Raw genomic sequence first — 17,466 nt, 5'->3', positions numbered from 1 at the left:
CGCCTGAAGGACGTCTACATCGTCGACGCGGTCCGCACCCCCGTCGGCCGCTACAACGGCGCTCTGGCGGGCGTGCGCCCCGACGACCTCGCCGCGCACGCCATCCGTGAACTGCTCGCCCGCACACCGGACCTGGACCCGGCGCGGATCGAGGACGTCTACTTCGGCAACGCCAACGGCGCCGGCGAGGAGAACCGCAACGTCGGCCGGATGGCCGCGCTGCTGGCCGGGCTGCCCACCTCCGTACCGGGCGTGACCGTCAACCGGCTCTGCGCCTCGGGCCTCGAAGCGGTCCTCCAGGCCGCGCGCGCGATCGCGGTCGGCGACGCCTCGATCGCCGTCGCCGGTGGTGTCGAGTCCATGACCCGCGCCCCGTACGTCCTGCCCAAGAGCGACCGGGCCTTCCCCGCCGGGCACACCGAGCTGTACTCGACCACGCTGGGCTGGCGCATGGTCAACCCGGCGATGGACCCGCAGTGGACCATCCCGCTGGGCGAGTCCGCCGAACTCATCGCCGACAAGCACAAGATCACCCGGGAACAGCAGGACGAGTTCGCCCTCGCGTCCCATCAGAAGGCCGCGAAGGCGCAGGCCGAGGGCCTGTTCGACGCCGAAATCGCCCCCCTCTCGCTTCCGCGGCGCAAGGGCGACCCGGTCGTCGTCGACGCCGACGAATGCGTACGGGCGGACGCGTCCCTGGCGGCCATGGCCAAGCTGAAGCCGTCGTTCCGCCCCGACGGGGGCACGGTCACCGCGGGCAACGCCTCACCCCTCAACGACGGGGCCGCCGCGCTGCTGCTGGTGGACGAGGAGGGACTCGCCGCCACCGGGCGCGAACCCCTCGCACGGGTCTCGGCCTCGGGTGTCTCGGCGATCGACCCGCAGTACTTCGGGCTCGCGCCGGTCGAGGCGGCCAACCGCGCGCTCGCCAAGGCGGGCAAGGGCTTCGGCGACCTGGACGTCCTGGAGCTGAACGAGGCGTTCGCCGCGCAGGTGCTCGGCTGTGTCGCCGAGTGGCCCGAGTTCGACCCGGCGGTCCTCAATCCGCGGGGCGGGGCGATCGCGCTCGGCCACCCGCTGGGGGCGTCCGGTGCGCGGCTCGCCGGGACGGTCGCTCATCAGCTGGCGCGCAAGGGAGGCGGCGTCGGCGTCGCCACCCTGTGCATCGGGGTGGGTCAGGGACTCGCCCTCGTCCTGGAGCGCTGACGCTCCACCGCAGCCCGGCCTTCGACATCCGCCTTTCGACGTGAACGTCAGGAACCCCCAGGGACACCCCATGACCCTCACCCAGCACGACATCGACCAAGAGATCGCCGCCGAGCACGCCGCCTACGAGAAGCGGGTCGCCGACGGGGCGCCGGTGGAGCACCAGCCCCGCCGGGACTACGCGCCGTACCGGTCCTCGGTGCTGCGGCACCCCCGGCAGCCGCCGGTCGCGATCGACGTGACCCAGGACCCGGAGCTGGTGGAGCTGTCCGCGCCCGCCTTCGGGGAGCGGGACATCACCGAGATCGACAACGATCTGACCCGGCAGCACAACGGCGAGCCGATCGGTGAGCGCATCACCGTCTCCGGCCGGCTCCTCGACCGCGACGGGCGCCCGCTGCGCGGCCAGCTGGTGGAGATCTGGCAGTCCAACTCGGCCGGCCGCTACGCCCACCAGCGCGAGCAGCACGACGCGCCGCTGGACCCGAACTTCACCGGCGTCGGCCGCACCCTCACCGACGCCGACGGGCACTACCACTTCACGACGATCCAGCCGGGCCCGTACCCGTGGCGGCAGCACCTCAACGCCTGGCGTCCGGCGCACATCCACTTCTCGCTCTTCGGCACCGCCTTCACCCAGCGGCTGGTGACGCAGATGTACTTCCCGGCCGACCCGCTGTTCCCCTACGACCCGATCATCCAGTCGGTGACGGACGACGCCGCCCGGCAGCGGCTGGTCGCGACGTACGACCACAGCCTGTCCGTGCCGGAGTTCTCGATGGGCTACGCCTGGGACATCGTGCTCGACGGCCCGCAGGCCACCTGGATCGAAGAAGGGCGCTGACCAGCCATGACGAAGATCGACACCAGCCGTCCCGAGACGGTGCTCCCGACCCCGTCGCACACGGTCGGCCCCTTCTACGGCCACGCCCTGCCCTTCCCCGGCGGCGGTGACATCGCCCCCGTCGGCCACCCCGACACCATCTCCCTCCAGGGCCGCATCCTCGACGGCGAGGGCGACCCGCTGCCGGACGCCTTCCTGGAGCTGTGGGGCCCGGACCCGGACGGCAACCTCTCCCGGACCGACGGCTCGATGCGGCGCGACCCGGCGAGCGGCGGCTTCCTCGGCCGCAACGGCGTCGAGTTCACCGGCTGGGGGCGCATCCAGACCGACGCGAACGGGCACTGGACGGCGCGTACGCTGCGGCCCGGCGCGCGCGGGCAGAGCGCGCCCTACCTCAGTGTCTGCGTCTTCGCGCGGGGCCTGCTCGTCCATCTGTTCACCCGGATCTATCTGCCGGGCGACGAGGCCGCGCTGGCCGCCGACCCGCTGCTCTCCCGGGTGGACGAGGCGCGCCGGGGCACACTGATCGCCGAGGAGCGGGGCCCCGGCGCCTACCGTTTCGACATCCGCCTTCAGGGCGAAGGCGAAACGGTCTTCCTGGAGTTCCAGTGACGTCTGCCGACACCGACGCCGGTCTGCTCGCCCCCGGGTGGACCGGCTCCCCGGCCGCGACCGCGACGAGCGACACCGCCTGGCTGCGGGCGCTGCTCGACGCCGAGGCCGCGCTGACCCGCGCCCAGGCCGCGCTGGGGCTGGTCCCCGCCGCGGCCGGTCCGGCGGTGACCTCGGCGGCGGACTCGGCCGCCCTGGACGTACGGTCCCTGGCCGACCGTGCCCGCTCCGGCGGCAACCCGGTGATCCCGCTGGTCGCCGACCTCACGAAGGCGGTCGGCCCGGAGTACGGCCCGTACGTCCACCGGGGCGCGACCAGCCAGGACATCATGGACACGGCGGCGATGCTGGTGGCCGCCCGCACCCTGGACCTCGTCCTCGCCGACCTCGGCCGCACCGAGTCCGCGCTCGCCGCGCTCGCCGCCGCGCACCGGGACACCGCGATGCCCGGCCGTACCCTCACCCAGCACGCCGTGCCCACGACCTTCGGGCTGAAGGCGGCGGGCTGGCGCTCGCTGCTCCTGGACGCCAGGGACCGGCTCGCGGTCGTCCGGGCGACAGTGCCCGCCCAACTCGGGGGCGCGGCGGGCACCTTGGCGGCCTTCACCGTGTTCGGGGCGACCGACACCGCCGCGCTGGGCGCCGCGTACGCCAGCGAACTCGGCCTGCACACACCGGAGTTGCCCTGGCACACCCTGCGCACCCCGGTCGCGGACCTGGCCGGGGCGCTGGCGTTCACCGCGGGGGCCCTGGGGAAGATCGCGGTGGACGTGCTCACCCTGGCCCGCACGGAGATCGCGGAGGTCGCCGAGGCCGGCGGGGGCGGTTCGTCGGCGATGCCGCACAAGGCGAACCCCGTACGGTCCACGCTGATCGCGGCGGCGGCCCGGCGGGCGCCGCAGCTGGCCGCGACGCTGTACGGCGCGCTGGCCGCCGAGGACGAACGGCCGGCCGGGGCGTGGCACGCGGAGTGGGAACCGTTGCGCGATCTGCTGCGGCTGGTCGGGGGCGCCGCGCGGGACGCGGTGGAACTCACGGGGGGCCTCCGGGTGGACGCCGACGCGATGCGCCGTCACCTGGACCTCACCCATGGGCTGATCGTCTCCGAGCGGCTGGCGGCCGGGCTGGCGCCGGTGCTGGGCCGGGCCCGTGCCAGGGAACTGCTCACCCGGACCGCAGAGCGGGTGTACTCCGAGGGGCGAACGCTGGGCGAACTCCTCGCGGAGGAGCCGGAGTTGAAGGACGTCGACCTCGCGGACCTCACCGACCCCACCCACTACACCGGCTCCGCCGGAGCCCTCACCGACCGTGCCCTGGAGCGACGTTGACTGACAAGCTGCTCAACCACCGCGCGGAGGGCCCGACTTCGGCGCCCCCGCTGCTGCTCGGCCCCTCCCTCGGCACCTCCACCAGGCTGTGGGACAAGGTGGCGCCCGAGCTGTCGGTCACGCACCGGGTGATCCGCTGGGATCTGCCGGGCCACGGCGATTCCCCGGCCGGTCTGATCGCCCCGGGGGCGACGGTCGCCGAACTGGCCGCCCTGGTGCTGGACCTGGCGGACGCGCTGGGCATCGAGCGGTTCGCGTACGCGGGGGTGTCCCTGGGCGGCGCGGTCGGTCTGTGGCTGGCGGCACACCGTCCGGAGCGGGTGTCGTCCCTCGCCGTGATCTGTTCCTCGGCCCACTTCAACGGGGAGCGGCCGTGGCGGGAGCGGGCGGAGCTGGTGCGCGCGGAGGGGCTGGCCGGGCTGGCGGAGACCGCCGACGCGCGCTGGTTCACGCCCGGCTTCACCGTGCCGGAGCTGGTCGAGGACCATCGGCGCGCCGATCCGGGGGCGTACGCCGCCTGCTGCGACGCGCTCGCCGCGTTCGACATCCGCGGGGAGCTGTCCCGGATCTCCGCGCCCACGCTCCTCGTGGCGGGCCGCGAGGATCCGGCGACACCGCCCGCGCAGCTGCGGGAGATCGCGGACGCGGTGCCCGGATCGTCGCTCACCGAGATCCCCGGGGCGTCCCATCTCGCCCCCGCCGAGCGCCCGGAGGCCGTGCTCGCCGCGCTGCGCGGGCACTTCGACGGATACGCGCGGCGGGGCATGGAGGTCCGCCGCGAGGTCCTCGGCGACACGCACGTGGATCGTGCCCAGTCCCGGCAGGTGCCCTTCACGGCCCGCTTCCAGGACTTCATCTCCCGCTACGCCTGGGGCGAGATCTGGACCGACCCCACGCTCTCCCGCCGTGAACGCAGCATGATCACCCTGACCGCGCTGATCGCCCACGGCCACTACGACGAACTCGCCATGCACATCCGGGCCGCCCGCCGAGGCGGCCTCACCCCCGACGACATCGCCGCCGTCCTCCTGCAGTCCGCCGTGTACTGCGGTGTCCCGGCGGCGAACTCCGCCTTCGCGACGGCCCAGCGGGTGCTGGCGGAGGAGGAGGACGAGGGCCGGGACTGAGCTACACGAGCCGGCCCAACGCCTCCCTGGCCCGTTCCGCGAGGCCGTCAGCGCCGCAGGAGTCGGCCAGGTCCAGCCCCCGCTTCAGTTCGGCGACCGAGCGGATGGCGATGCCGTGGTCGACACGGGCCGCCGCGTGTTCGTACGCGGAGGGCGAGGCCGCCAGATAGGTGACCGCCTTCGCGTACAGCGCGGCGGCCTGCTTGCCGGTGGCCAGACGGGCTTCGACGCGCAGCGCCTCGCCGATGGCGGTGTCCGTGCCGAGGCGTTCGGCACGGCGGCGGACGCTCAGGGCGAGTTCGGCGGCGCGGCGCGGGTCCTCGGTGGCGAGGGCGCGGGCCAGGTCCCCGCCCCAGGGCGCGATGATCGTGTTGTGATGGCCACGGGCGGCGGCCGCCTTCTCCGCGGCCTCCAATTCGTTGATGCCGTCCTTGGTGCGGCCGACGGCGAGCAGCAGCCGGCCCCGTACCGAACGGGGGTCGGGCAGGACGACGGTGGACGGGTACGGGGGCGCGAAGCCGTGTTCCTCGGCCACCGCCCAGGCCTCCTCGACATGGCCGCGCGCGAGCAGGGTGTCGACCAGGTTGCAGGTCGCCGTCCAGTGCAGGGGCAGTCTGCGGCCGACCTGCTCGGCGAAGGCCAGCGACTTGCGCAGGGACTTCTCCGCCTCCTTCAGACGGCCCCGCAGGCGATGCCCGAGACCGACGTAGGCGTGGGCCAGGGCGAGGTGGCCGCCGGTCCATCCGGCGCTCTCATAGGTGCGCAGGGCCTCCGTGTAGAGGCTCTCCGCCCGGTCGAGCCGGTCCGCGTAGGCGTACGCGACGGCCAGCATCATCGGCAGTTCGAAGCCCCACTCGCTGTCGGTCCAGCCGAGGCCCGGGGCCAGCCGGCCGTTGACGAGGGCACGGTCGCAGAACTCGACGACCTCCTCGGCGCTCTCGCCGCGCACCACCGCGTCGAAGCCGCGCAGGACGAGCAGCGCCCGCTCGGAGTTGTCCCGTCCCGTGCAGGCCGCGGCGAGTGCGGTCAGCTCCTGGGAGTGGGTCGGCGAGAACTCCACGTCGCCGTGGATGACCGCCCACATGTAGTGCGCGGCCTGGAGCCGCATCCGCCCCGGGCCCGGTTCCATCCGGGCGGCCTCCGCGTCGACGGTACGGACCGCCTCCTCCAACTGGTCGTTGTGGAGCAGCGCCTGGGAGAGACGGAACACCGCGTCCACCCGCTCCTCGCTGTCCAGCCCCGGTTCCGCGAGGGCCGACCGGAGGTATTCGACGGTGGTGGCGGGGGAGGTGAGGAGACCGGCGCAGCCCAGTTCGTACAGGACGCGGACCCGGACCTCCTGGGGCGGGGGTTCCTTGAGGGCCCGCTCCAGACAGCGGCGGGCGGCGTCGGGGGCGCCCACGGCGAGGTGTTCGCGCGCGGCGGTCCGCAACTGCTCGACCAGTTCGGCGTCGCCGTCGGCGTGCACCTCGACGAGGTGGCGGGAGGCCGCCGCCGCGCCCCGCCCGGACTCGGTGACGACCGTCGCGGCCACACCGTGGGACGCGGTGCGGATGCCCGGCGGGATCGACTTGTAGACCTCGGTGGCGATCAGCGGGTGCACGAACTCCAGATCACCGGCGCCCGCCCGGCGATTGACCGGGCCGGGTTCGGTGAGGATGCGGGCCTCGGTCAGCAGTTCGGCGCACTCCACCGCCGTCTCCCGGCTCAGCGAGGCGAGCCGGGCCACGATCTCCACGGAGATGCCGGTGTGCAGGATGGCCGCGGCCCACGCGAAGCGGGTGGCGTCGATGCCGAGCGACTCCAGACGGGCGACGAGGCCGCGACCGCGTGCCGTGCGGTTCAGGGCGCGCAGCTCGGCGGCGGAGTCCTCCACCGGTTCCAGCCGGCTGTCCTGCACCTTGGCGAGGAGTTCGACGGTCTCGTACGGGTTGCCGCCGGTCACCGCCCACACCTCGCGGCAGAACGGGTCGTCGGCGTGCTCGCCGACCGTGGCGCGGGTGAGACCGGCGGCGGCGCCGGGCGTGAGCATCTTGAGCGTGGGGACCGGGCGGGACTCGGCGGCGATCCGGGCGAGATGGTCGCTGCGCTCACCGGTGGCCTCGCCGGGCCGACGGGCCACCACGACGAGGACGCACATCTCCGTCAGGCGGGCGACGACGGAGGACAGCCAGTGCAGGGTCTCCTGGTCGGCCCAGTGGGCGTCGTCGATCAACAGCACGAGCGGCCAGCTCACCCGGGAGAGGCGGTTCATGACGGTGACCAGCCCGTCGCACACGACCTGCGGGTCGACCGGGCCCGCGCCCGGCTCGGTGAGTCCCAGCGCCGCTCCGGCGATGTCGTACCAGTCGCCCAGGTACTCGCGGACCTCCTCCTCCAGCAGCCCGATCAACGCGGGCTGCAGCAGCTGCCGTACGACGTGGAAGGGGACGGACGTGACGGTCTCGCCGCCGCGTGCGTACCAGGCCTTGCAGCCGCGTTCCTCGGCGATCCGGCGGGCCTCGGTCAGCAGGGCGGTCTTGCCGATGCCCGCCTCACCGCTGAACACCAGGACACTGCCCGGAGACGCCTTGTCGACGCGGAGTTCGTCGATCGCCTGTGTGAGGGCGGCGATCTCCGCGTCGCGCTCCCACAGGAAAGCCGAGGCGGCCTCACCGGGCCGTCCCTCCGTCATCCCGCTACCTCCCCAGCGTCGCCCGAACGACGTACAGGTGATTGAGCGTAGCCCTCCGGCTGCCGAAGTGGAGGCTGGTCCGGGCACCTATTGCCGTGTCGGGTGACATCGGAGGGCTCCGGGGCGACGCATCCGGCCGCCCACCTGCCGCGTTGAAAGTGATGGACAGTCAACTGCCCGTGATCCACCGCCGGTTTTCCCGATCTCCGGTACCGGCGGCCCCCACCCCCTCCAGGAGACGCCATGCGCCCACCCGACCCCGGCCGCACCCCGGGCCCCGCACGGCACGAGGGGCCCGCACGGTCCCGCAGGGCGCTGTTCGCGGGATCGGTCGGCAACTTGATCGAGTGGTACGAGTTCGGTGTCTACGGTTACTTCGCGACGGTCATCGCGGCCCGTTTCTTCACCCCGGAGGGTGGCGGCGAGGCCGAGGGACTGGTGCGGACGTACGCCTCGTTCGCGCTGGCGTTCTTCTTCCGGCCGGTCGGCGCCGCGCTGTTCGGCGCGCTCGGGGACCGGATCGGGCGGCGTCCGGTGCTGATCCTGGTGATCTCCCTGATGACGGTGGCGACGACACTGATCGGCGCGCTCCCCACGTACGACACGGCCGGCGCCCTCGCGCCGTGGCTGCTGACCCTTCTGCGGGTGCTCCAAGGGCTGTCCGCGGGAGGGGAGTTCGGTGGCGCGGTGTCGGTGATGACGGAGTTCGCGCCGCCGGGCAGGCGGGGGCTGTACGGGTCGTGGCAGTCGTTCACGGTGGCGCTGGGGCTGCTGGGCGGGGCGGGGGTGGCCGCCGTGCTGGCCACCGTCCTGTCCCCCGTCCAGCTGGCGGCGTGGGGGTGGCGGCTGCCGTTCCTGCTGACGCTGCCGCTCGGTCTCGGCGCGCTGTGGCTGCGGTTGCGGCTGGACGAGACGCCGGCCTTCCGGCGCGAGCGGGGCCAGGAACAGGGGCAGGAGCGGGCGGGGGCGCGGGGACGGCCGCCGGTCCGTGAGACCGTCCGCGCGGTGGTGCTCGGGGCCGGGCGCGTCATGGGCTGGGCGGCGGCGGGTTACACCTTCCTGGTGGTGCTGCCGTCGTATCTGCAGAGCAGTCTGGACGCCACGTTCCGCCAGGCCCTGCTGGCGACCGTGCTGGCCAATCTCGGTTTCGCGGTCACGATCGTCCCGGCGGGATGGCTCAGCGACCGGGTCGGACGGCGGCCGGTGATGCTCACGGGCGCCCTGTCGGTGACGGTCCTGGCGGTTCCGCTGCTCAACCTGCTTCAGGACACCGGGAGTTCGAACGCGGTGAAGGGCCTGGCGGTGTGCGCGGCGGGCGCGGTCGTCGGGCTGATGGCGGGCCCGGGTCCGGCCATGCTGGCGGAGATGTTCCCTACGAGCGTGCGCTACACCGGCCTGGGACTCGCCTACGCCCTGTCCAATGCCGTGTTCTCGGGCTGCGCGGGCCTCATCATCACGGAGACGATCGAGCGGACGGGCAGTGTGGACATCCCCGCGTACTACGCGGCCGCGACCTGCGCGGTCAGCGCCCTCGCGCTGCTGACGCTCCGCGGGTCGCCGGATGACGGCAAGTCGCAGGGCGGACTGGGGAGTTGAGGCGGGTATGGGAGTCGAGATGCCATGCGGGTGATCGGGCTGATGTCCGGGACGTCGTACGACGCCGTCGACGCCGCGGCGGCGGACCTGGACCTCGACGGGGACACCCTCGTGCTGCGGCCCCTCGGACTGGTCTGCCGGGCGTACGACGGCGAACTGCGCGCGGCGCTGGGCCGGGCGCTCCCGCCGGCGGCCACGACCGTCGCCGAGGTGTGCCGGCTGGACACCCGGATCGGGCAGGCGTTCGCGGCGGCGGCGGTCGAGGCGAACCGTGAACTCTGCGACGGGCGAGCCGAGTTGGTGGCCTCGCACGGTCAGACGGTCCATCACTGGACCGAGCCGGGCGGGGCAGGCGCGGGGACCCGGGTCCTCGGCACCCTGCAGCTCGGGCAGCCCGCCTGGATCGCCGAGGCGACGGGGCTGCCGGTGGTCGCCGACTTCCGGCCCCGGGACATCGCCGCGGGCGGCCAGGGCGCGCCGCTGGTGAGCCTCGTCGACCTGCTGTGGCTGCGGGGCCGGCCCGGCACCCCGGTCGCCCTCAACCTGGGCGGCATCGCCAACCTCACCGCGCCCGACGGCACCGCCTTCGACACCGGGCCCGCGAACGCCCTGATCGACGCGGCCGTGCGGGACGCGACGGGTGGCCGGCTGACGTACGACGCGGACGGGACGCTCGCCGCCGCCGGCACCGTCCACGAGCCGCTGCTGCGGCGGCTGCTCGCCGAGCCGTACTACGCGCTGCCCGCGCCGAAGACCACGGGCAAGGAAGTCTTCCACGGCGGCTATCTGCGGGCCGCGCTGGCCGGGTTCACGGTGCTGAGCCCGGCGGACGTCGTCGCCACGCTCACCCTCCTCACGGCCCGTACGGTCGCCGACGCCACCCGCGCGGTGCGGGCCACCGAGGTGATCGCCTCGGGCGGCGGCACCCGCAATCCGACGCTGACACGGATGCTGGGCACGGAGCTGGCGGGCGTCCCGCTGCGGGTGTCGGACGAACTGGGACTCCCTGCGGACGCGAAGGAGGCGTACGCCTTCGCCGTCCTCGGCTTCCTGACCGTCCACGGCCTCCCGGGCACCGCCCCGGCGAGCACGGGCGCCCGCCACCCGAGCGTGCTGGGATCGGTGACCCCGGGCCGCCCGGGACTGCCGCCCCTGCCGGGAGCGGGCACCGGACCCGGGGTGGGGCCGCCGGTGCGGCTGGTCGTGCGGTGAGCGGAGGGAGTGGAGAGGGTGAAGGAGGCGGCCGGTACGGCCGGGAGCCGCGGGGCATCCGACCGTTCGTCGGGAGCGTCTCCCGGCCGGAAGGCCCCTGCGGAGACGGCCGTCGGCCAGGCCGGGACAGGCGGCGAGGGAATCGGCACTTCGGGTCGGCGGGCCATGGCGCGCGGGCCACGCGTCGACTCCGGCGGCCCGCATCAGCAGGCTGCCGGCCCCGCCCGGCGGACCACACCCGGCATCCGGCAACCGGCAACCGGTAACCGGCCCCCAGCCCCCAGCCCGGGGAACGGAGAACGGCCGCGGCGGGCCGATATGCCTCCCCTCTCATCCGGTTTTCACTCCGGCCTCATACGGTTGCCCCATGACGCAGGTGACTCCTCCCGGCTGGTATCCCGACCCCGGGCAGACAAGTGACGCGCCCGCCACCGAGCGCTGGTGGGACGGCAACGCGTGGACGGACCGGATCCGGCCCGTGGGCCCGGCCGCGGGATTCGGGCCCCCGGCCTATCCGTCGGGCGCCGCGCCCTATCCGCCGGGGCCCGGGGGCCACCCCGGGTATCCGGGGCATCCGGGGTATCCCGGGTACCCGGCCGCGGCTCCGAAGCGCGGCCTGCGCACCGGGATAGCCGTGGCCGTGGCGGCGGCGGTGCTGGCCAGCATCGGGGTGGGCGTGTACGCCCTGGCCGGTGACGACGGGGGCGGCGGGGGCAGCGCGACGTCCCAGGGCCCCGGCGGGCAGAACGGCACGGGCGGCACGGGCGGCACCGACGGTGGTCAGGGCGGGCCGGGCGGCAATTCCGGCGGCCAGGGCGGACCCGGTGGCTCGGGTGGCTCCGGCGGTTCCGGCGGGCAGACCCCGGCGCCGGACGGGTCCGGGCAGCCGCCGCAACTGGAGGAGGGGTACGCCACCGACACGACCAGCGGTATCAGCATCCCCGTACCGGACGGCTGGCTCGGCTCGGCGCTGCAGGCCGGTGCGCAGGTGACGACGGAGGCCTCGTACGAGTGCCCGGCCGACGCCACGAAGACCTGCACGCGCGGCGGCGCCTACTCGTCGCCCGCCGAGCTGCTGAAGCTGAAGGCCACCACCGCCGAGGCCGCCGCCAAGGAGGACATCTCCCAGGCCGCCGAGGACGCCTACGGTTCCGAGGGCTACGGGAAGATCACCTCGCACGAGGAGCTGGCCTCCAAGGCGGTGACCGTGGCCGGGCAGAAGGGCTACTACGTCCGCTGGAAGGTGGTCACGGGCAAGGGCGACGACGGCTATGTCGAGTCGCTGGCCTTCCCCTCCCCCGCCGACTCCTCGAAGCTCGTCGTGGTCCGCTTCGGCGTCGACGTGAGCGACAAGGCGCCCAGGCAGTCGGTGATCGACGAGATCACCAAGGGCATCAAGAAGGCGTCGATCAGCGGGGGCGGCAGCGGCCAGGACGTGTGAGCCGACGGACGGCACCGCAAAAGAAGTCGGCCGGGTGGGATTCCTCTCCGCTCCAGAGGAATCCCACCCGGCCGGGGGTGCGCGCCGCCCCCGTCCCCACGGTGCGGCGCGATCAGGTCGTCGTCGGGTTCAACCCACGGACGGCGGCCTGAGTCTCATACGAGGCCGAGCGTCGGCAGCACGGCCGCCTCGATGAACTTGATGATGTATGTCTCGTCCGCGTCCTTGCCCTCCAGGACCGGCCGGGCCCGCAGGACGCCGAAAACCTGTGCGGGGATGAACTCCAGCGCCGGATGGTCCGCGGCGACCTCGCCCCGGGCCACTCCCCGGGCGATCATCGCCCGGAGCGCCTCGATCTCCGGTTCCACCAGCGCGTCCCGCAGGGCGGTCTTCAACTCCTCGTCCTGCACGACGGCATTGCCGAGGGCCTGGAAGAGCCGACCCTCCAGGACGTAGCCCTCCCCCGCGTGCCGGGCCACCTCGCGCAGGTCACCGGCGAGGGTGCCGGTGTCGATCCCGGCGAAGCGGACACTGCGGCGGGCGCGCAGCGCGGCGGCCACGAACTGCGGTTTCGTCCTCCACTGCCGGTAGAGCGTCGACTTGCTGCACCGCGTGGTCGCGGCGACGCCCTCCATGGTCACCGAGTCGTACCCGCACTCACGGACCTGTTCGAGCACAGCGTCGAAGAACTCCTGCTCACGCTCGGGCGTGAGCTTGGAGCGGCGCGAGGCGACGGCCGTCTCCGGCCCGTCCGCTGCCTGCGACGTCATGACCCGTGTCTCCTTCGGTCGTCCCCGTGCCGAAAGGCCTGTCGATACGCCACTGTACCGGAACGCCAACGTATCGGTACAGTGCCGTATCGATACCCCGTCGTTTCGGTACAGTGGCGTATCGGTACACTCTCGTATCGGTACCAGCGCGTATCGGTACGAGGCTGTACCGGTACGGAGCTGTACCGGTACGAGGTCGTATCGATGTATCGATCCGCGTTCGCCAGTACCGCCAAGGGAACCAGCGCCACCAGCGCCGTCAGTGAAAGGGCCGGGGGATGGAATGCCGCACCGAGCCTGTGGAAGAGCCGGCCGCCGCGATAGCGCGGCCGCCCCTCGTCCGTGAGTTCCTGCTCGTCGCAGGGCTCTTCCTCGTCTACAAGTTCGGACGGCTGCTGGCCAACGGCCACACCGCCGAGGCCTTCCGCAACGCCCACGACGTGTGGAGCTGGGAGCGTGCCCTCGGCCTGCCGGACGAGGCCTCCGTGCAGGAGGCCCTGCTGCACGGCGACACGCTGGTCCACGTCGCGAACGTCTACTACGCGACCGTCCACTTCCCGGCCACCGCGGCCTTCCTGGTCTGGCTGTACCTGCGGCGCCCGGCGCACTACGTCTGGGCACGCCGGGTCCTGGCCGCCCTCACCGGCGCCGCCCTGCTGCTGCACCTCGCGTTCCCGCTGGCCCCGCCGCGGATGCTGGACGGCGCGCACCTGATCGACACCGGACAGGTGTACGGGCCGACGGTCTACTCGGCGACGCCGTCGACCGACTCCCTGGCCAACCAGTTCGCGGCGATGCCCTCGCTGCACTTCGGCTGGGCCCTGATGGTCGCGATCGGGCTGATCGCCGCGACCCGCTCCCGACGGCGGTGGCTGTGGCTGCTGCATCCGCTGGTGACCCTGGTCGTGATCGTCGGCACCGCGAACCACTACTGGCTGGACGCGATCGTGGCCGGTGGCCTGCTGGCCGTCGCCCTCGCCGTGATCCAGCTGCCGCAGCGGACGGCCACGACCGCCGGGCAGCACTCCAAGGCCCTCGTACCGGCCGAAGAGCCCGTCCTGGCCGGAGCGGGCCGATGAACGCCACCCTCGTCGCCGTCGTCCTCTCGCTGCTCTCCGCCGTCGGCTACGCGACCGCCGCCGTGGCCCAGGAGCGGCTGGCCGCGCGCAGCGCCGACGCCGGCGTACGGCGGATGCTCGCCAGCGGTGCCTGGTGGGCCTCGGTCGCGCTGAACGCGGGCGCCGCGCTGCTGCATGTCGTGGCGCTCAAGTACGGCCCCCTGACCGTCGTGCAGCCGCTCGGCGCGCTCACGCTGGTGGCGGCGGTGCCGCTCGGGGCGCGGGTGGCCGGGCGGCGGGTCACCGCGACCGAGTGGCGGGGCACCGCGCTCACGCTGGCCGGGCTGGCGGCGATCCTGGTCGTCGCGTCGGGGCCCGCCCCGGACGACGTGCTGAGTCTCCCGGAGGCCGTCGCCGTGGCCGGTGCGACCGTCGTCCTGGCCGGTCTGCTCTCCCGGCCCGGCACCAGGCCCGGACTGCGCCACGCCGGCGCCTCCGGCGTGGCCTCGGGTGTGGCCTCCGCGCTCACGCAGACGGTCACGGTCGCCGCGACGGACCGCTCGGGGTCCCTCCTCGACCTGGAGGTCGTCGTGGTGGCCCTGCTGGTCGCCGCGTTCGCGGTGGGCGGGCTGCTGCTCTCGCAGACGGCGTACCGAGGGGGCCTGGGCGCGCCCCTCGCGGTCGTGACCCTCTCGAACCCGCTGGCCGCCGCCGTGATCGGTCTCTCCCTCCTCGGCGAGGGCCTGCGGGGCGGGGTGGCCGGCGTCCTGCTCGCCGTGGCGGGGGCGGTGGTCGCGGCGCGGGGCGTGGTGCTGCTGACCCGGGTGACCCCGGAGGTCGTGATCCGGCCCATGGACCCCGACCGACCGGCCGATCCCGCCCCCCTCACCGAGGAGCACCCCGTGGCGGCCGTCCTCGCCCTGGAGCCCCACCACGCCCCGACGGAACCCTCGTTGCTGCCTGGTCCCCCCGGACACCTGACTCCGCTCTGAGCGACGGCGGAGGACGCGCCCCTGGGGCCGTAGGCCTCCAGGGGCGCGGGGAACTGCGCGCTCAGCCACGTACGGCCAGGGCCGCCCGATCACAGGTCCCCCGAGCTCTCAGGCGCCCTACCTCCGCCCCAGCGCCGGATCACTCACCCCGACGCGCCCGTTCTCCACATGTCCGGCGAACCTCCGGAGGAACCCCCCGCCGCCGGTGACCGTCAGGTCGTACCACCGCCGGCTCGCCCGCAGTTCGACGGTCTGCCGGACGGTCGCCCCGGCCCGCACCCGGACCGTACGGGACCGTCCCCCGTACGCGCTGACGACCTTCAGGCTCACCGCCGCGGAGCCCTTGTTGGTGAAGGTCAGCTCCACGTCGTCGCCGACGTGCCGCGCGGTGACCTCGGGCCCACGCGTCCTCCCCGGCCCCTGGAAGACCCGCAGGAAGCCGTTCGGCCCGTGCACAGTGAGGTCGTACGAGCCGCCGGAGGCCGCGGAACTCCATGTGTCCGACACGGCCTTGCCCGCCTCGGTCGTGTACGTCCACGGCCCGTCCGTACGGTTGCCGGAGGTGACCAGGAACGCCGCGCCCGCCCTGCCGCCGGAGGCGAACGTGAGGGTGAGGGTCCCGGCCCCGGGATCGGCCGAACCGTCCACCCTGGGCGCGTACTTGAGCGGCCGGGCGGGACGCGACCCCCGCTCCTGCCTCGGCATGCTCGGGTCCGCCGGGACGGCGGGCCTGTAGTCGGGGTGCCGCTCCCGGTCCTGCGGCTCGTACGCGTCGGTGCCGGGCAGCGCGGCCGGCCGGCTGTCCTTGCGGGAGAAGTCGAACGCCGAGGTCAGATCACCGCAGACGGCCCGCCGCCACGGCGAGATGTTCGGCTCCTTCACCCCGAACCGGCGCTCCATGAACCGCAGGATCGAGGTGTGGTCGAGGGTCTCCGAGCAGACGTAACCGCCCTTGCTCCAGGGCGAGACGACCAGCATCGGGACGCGCGGGCCGAGACCGTACGGCCCGGCGACCCGGTTGGCGTCGCCCTGGTAGAGGTCGAGGGAGACGTCGACCGTGGACCTGCCGTGGGCCGCGTCGCGCGGCGGGAGCGGCGGCACGAGGTGGTCGAAGAAGCCGTCGTTCTCGTCATAGGTGATGAACAGGGCCGTCCTCGCCCAGACCGCCGGGTCGGAGGTCAGCGCGTCGAGGACCTGGGAGATGTACCAGGCGCCGTAGTTCGAGGGCCAGTTGGAGTGCTCGGAGAACGCCTCGGGCGCGGCGATCCAGGAGATCTGCGGCAGCTTCCCGGCCTTCACGTCGGCCTTGAGCAGGTCGAAGTAGCCGTCGCCGGCCTTGGCGTCCGTACCGGTGCGGGCCTTGTCGTACCAGGGGTCGCCGGGCTTGGCGTCGCGGTACTTGTTGAAGTACAGCAGCGAGTTGTCGCCGTAGTTGCCCCGGTAGGCGTCCGCTATCCAGCCCCAGGAGCCGGCCGCGTCCAGGCCGTCGCCGATGTCCTGGTAGATCTTCCAGGAGACCCCGGCCGCTTCGAGGCGCTCGGGGTAGGTGGTCCAGCCGTAGCCGAGTTCGTCGTTGCCGAGGACGGGGCCGCCGCCCTTGCCGTCGTTGCCCGTGTACCCGGTCCACATGTAGTAGCGGTTGGGGTCGGTCGAGCCGATGAACGAGCAGTGGTAGGCGTCGCACACGGTGAACGTGTCGGCGAGGGCGTAGTGGAACGGGATGTCCTCGCGGGTCAGATACGCCATGGTCGTGGTGCCCTTGGCGGGCACCCACCTGTCGTACTTGCCGCCGTTGTAGGCGGCGTGCCCGTCCGGCCAGCTGTGCGGCAGGCCCTCCAGGAACTGCATCCCGAGATCGTCGGCCTCGGGGTGGAACGGCAGCACGTCCTTCGTGCCGTCCGACTGGTGCCACACGCTCCTGCCGTTGTCCAGCGTCACCGGGTGCGGGTCGCCGAAGCCGCGTACCCCTCTCAGCGCGCCGAAGTAGTGGTCGAAGGACCGGTTCTCCTGCATCAGGACGACGATGTGCTCGACGTCCTCGATCGTGCCGGAACGGTGGTGCGCGGGCAGCGCCGCGGCCCGCTGGATACTGGCCGACAGTGCGCTGAACGCCGTTGTGGCGCCCGCGACCTGGAGGAATCGCCGCCGGTTGACTTCAGGCATGGGTGGAAGACCTCTTGTCCTGACGTGGTGCGTCGGATGTGACCTGCGCGACGGGGGTGCTTCGAGAGTCCTGTGCGGTGCCTGGGGTGTCCGGTGCGTGCCCTCGGCGTGCCGGACGAAGGCCCTCGTAGCGGAGCTACTTGGGTCTTTGGCCGGTGCGGCGAGGGTGCGTGCCGGGCGCCCCAGGCACTGTGCGGGACTCTCGAAGCACCCCCGGGGAATGGTCCAAGAGGAACGAACGCCGGGGAAGGGTCCGTGGCGCGGGTGTGACACGTCGGGGTCCACCGCGCGAACAGCGCCGGGCGGGCGCGCCACGGCCGGGCAAAGCGGTCCTTCCGTCTGACGGAAGCGGTATTGCCCGACCCCGGGCCCGCTCAGGAATGTGGTGGCACGCGGGGCGACACGGCTCCGCACACCGGGTTCTCAGGGTTCTCAGGGACGGG

The 17,466-nt window shown here is 73.4% G+C and carries 13 protein-coding genes; 10 read left to right on the top strand and 3 right to left on the bottom strand.

Annotated elements, in window-relative coordinates; all coding sequences use genetic code 11:
* Positions 1-3 precede the first annotated feature (3 nt).
* The 5 genes from J8M51_RS26425 to pcaDC all read left to right on the top strand — a co-directional run bounded on the left by J8M51_RS26425 (position 4) and on the right by pcaDC (position 5,117).
* Positions 4-1,206 carry a thiolase family protein gene (locus tag J8M51_RS26425; RefSeq protein ID WP_086760858.1) on the top strand — a complete coding sequence of 401 codons (1,203 nt, stop codon included), beginning with the start codon at positions 4-6 and terminating at the stop codon, positions 1,204-1,206.
* 70 nt (positions 1,207-1,276) lie between these two features.
* Positions 1,277-2,050, top strand: coding sequence for a protocatechuate 3,4-dioxygenase subunit beta (gene pcaH / locus J8M51_RS26420; RefSeq protein WP_086760846.1), 774 nt, complete (start codon positions 1,277-1,279; stop codon positions 2,048-2,050).
* A gap of 6 nt (positions 2,051-2,056) precedes the next feature.
* Complete coding sequence (pcaG, locus tag J8M51_RS26415; RefSeq protein WP_086760844.1) at positions 2,057-2,662, top strand: protocatechuate 3,4-dioxygenase subunit alpha; 606 nt, start codon at positions 2,057-2,059, stop codon at positions 2,660-2,662.
* Positions 2,659-3,990, top strand: coding sequence for a 3-carboxy-cis,cis-muconate cycloisomerase (pcaB, locus tag J8M51_RS26410; RefSeq protein WP_086760842.1), 1,332 nt, complete (start codon positions 2,659-2,661; stop codon positions 3,988-3,990). Before pcaG ends, pcaB begins: the two co-directional genes overlap by 4 nt.
* Entirely contained in the window at positions 3,987-5,117 is a 1,131-nt protein-coding gene (gene pcaDC, locus J8M51_RS26405; protein ID WP_086760841.1) for a bifunctional 3-oxoadipate enol-lactonase/4-carboxymuconolactone decarboxylase PcaDC, read from the top strand. Before pcaB ends, pcaDC begins: the two co-directional genes overlap by 4 nt.
* A gap of 1 nt (position 5,118) precedes the next feature.
* On the opposite strand, the gene J8M51_RS26400 is transcribed toward pcaDC, so the two are convergent.
* The gene (locus J8M51_RS26400; protein ID WP_267299526.1) at positions 5,119-7,791 is read right to left on the bottom strand and encodes an ATP-binding protein; all 2,673 of its coding nucleotides are present in this window, start codon (positions 7,789-7,791) and stop codon (positions 5,119-5,121) included.
* Between the two features lie 243 nt (positions 7,792-8,034).
* Here J8M51_RS26400 and J8M51_RS26395 point away from each other — a divergent pair, with 243 nt between their 5' ends.
* The 3 genes from J8M51_RS26395 to J8M51_RS26385 all read left to right on the top strand — a co-directional run bounded on the left by J8M51_RS26395 (position 8,035) and on the right by J8M51_RS26385 (position 12,040).
* Positions 8,035-9,387, top strand: coding sequence for an MFS transporter (locus J8M51_RS26395; protein WP_267299525.1), 1,353 nt, complete (start codon positions 8,035-8,037; stop codon positions 9,385-9,387).
* Positions 9,388-9,411: 24 nt separating this feature from the next.
* Positions 9,412-10,599, top strand: coding sequence for an anhydro-N-acetylmuramic acid kinase (locus J8M51_RS26390; protein ID WP_086755401.1), 1,188 nt, complete (start codon positions 9,412-9,414; stop codon positions 10,597-10,599).
* Positions 10,600-10,966: 367 nt separating this feature from the next.
* Positions 10,967-12,040: a DUF2510 domain-containing protein gene (locus J8M51_RS26385; RefSeq protein WP_086755400.1), complete on the top strand. Its 1,074-nt coding sequence runs from the start codon at positions 10,967-10,969 to the stop codon at positions 12,038-12,040.
* Positions 12,041-12,195: 155 nt separating this feature from the next.
* On the opposite strand, the gene J8M51_RS26380 is transcribed toward J8M51_RS26385, so the two are convergent.
* On the bottom strand, positions 12,196-12,810 hold the full coding sequence (locus tag J8M51_RS26380) for a TetR-like C-terminal domain-containing protein (RefSeq protein ID WP_086755399.1): 615 nt from the start codon (positions 12,808-12,810) through the stop codon (positions 12,196-12,198).
* Positions 12,811-13,088: 278 nt separating this feature from the next.
* Between J8M51_RS26380 and J8M51_RS26375 the strand changes: the two genes are divergently transcribed.
* Positions 13,089-13,889: a phosphatase PAP2 family protein gene (locus J8M51_RS26375; RefSeq protein ID WP_086755398.1), complete on the top strand. Its 801-nt coding sequence runs from the start codon at positions 13,089-13,091 to the stop codon at positions 13,887-13,889.
* A complete protein-coding gene (locus J8M51_RS26370) occupies positions 13,886-14,860 on the top strand; it encodes a DMT family protein (protein WP_267299524.1) in 975 nt (324 codons plus the stop codon). Before J8M51_RS26375 ends, J8M51_RS26370 begins: the two co-directional genes overlap by 4 nt.
* Before the next feature lie 117 nt (positions 14,861-14,977).
* On the opposite strand, the gene J8M51_RS26365 is transcribed toward J8M51_RS26370, so the two are convergent.
* Complete coding sequence (locus tag J8M51_RS26365) at positions 14,978-17,023, bottom strand: phosphocholine-specific phospholipase C (RefSeq protein WP_086755834.1); 2,046 nt, start codon at positions 17,021-17,023, stop codon at positions 14,978-14,980.
* Between the last annotated feature and the right edge of the window lie 443 nt (positions 17,024-17,466).

The organism is Streptomyces griseiscabiei, assembly GCF_020010925.1.
GTDB classification, from domain to species: domain Bacteria; phylum Actinomycetota; class Actinomycetes; order Streptomycetales; family Streptomycetaceae; genus Streptomyces; species Streptomyces griseiscabiei.
The sequence above is the reverse complement of the archived record's forward strand: the minus strand, read 5'-3'. Positions and strand labels throughout refer to the sequence as shown.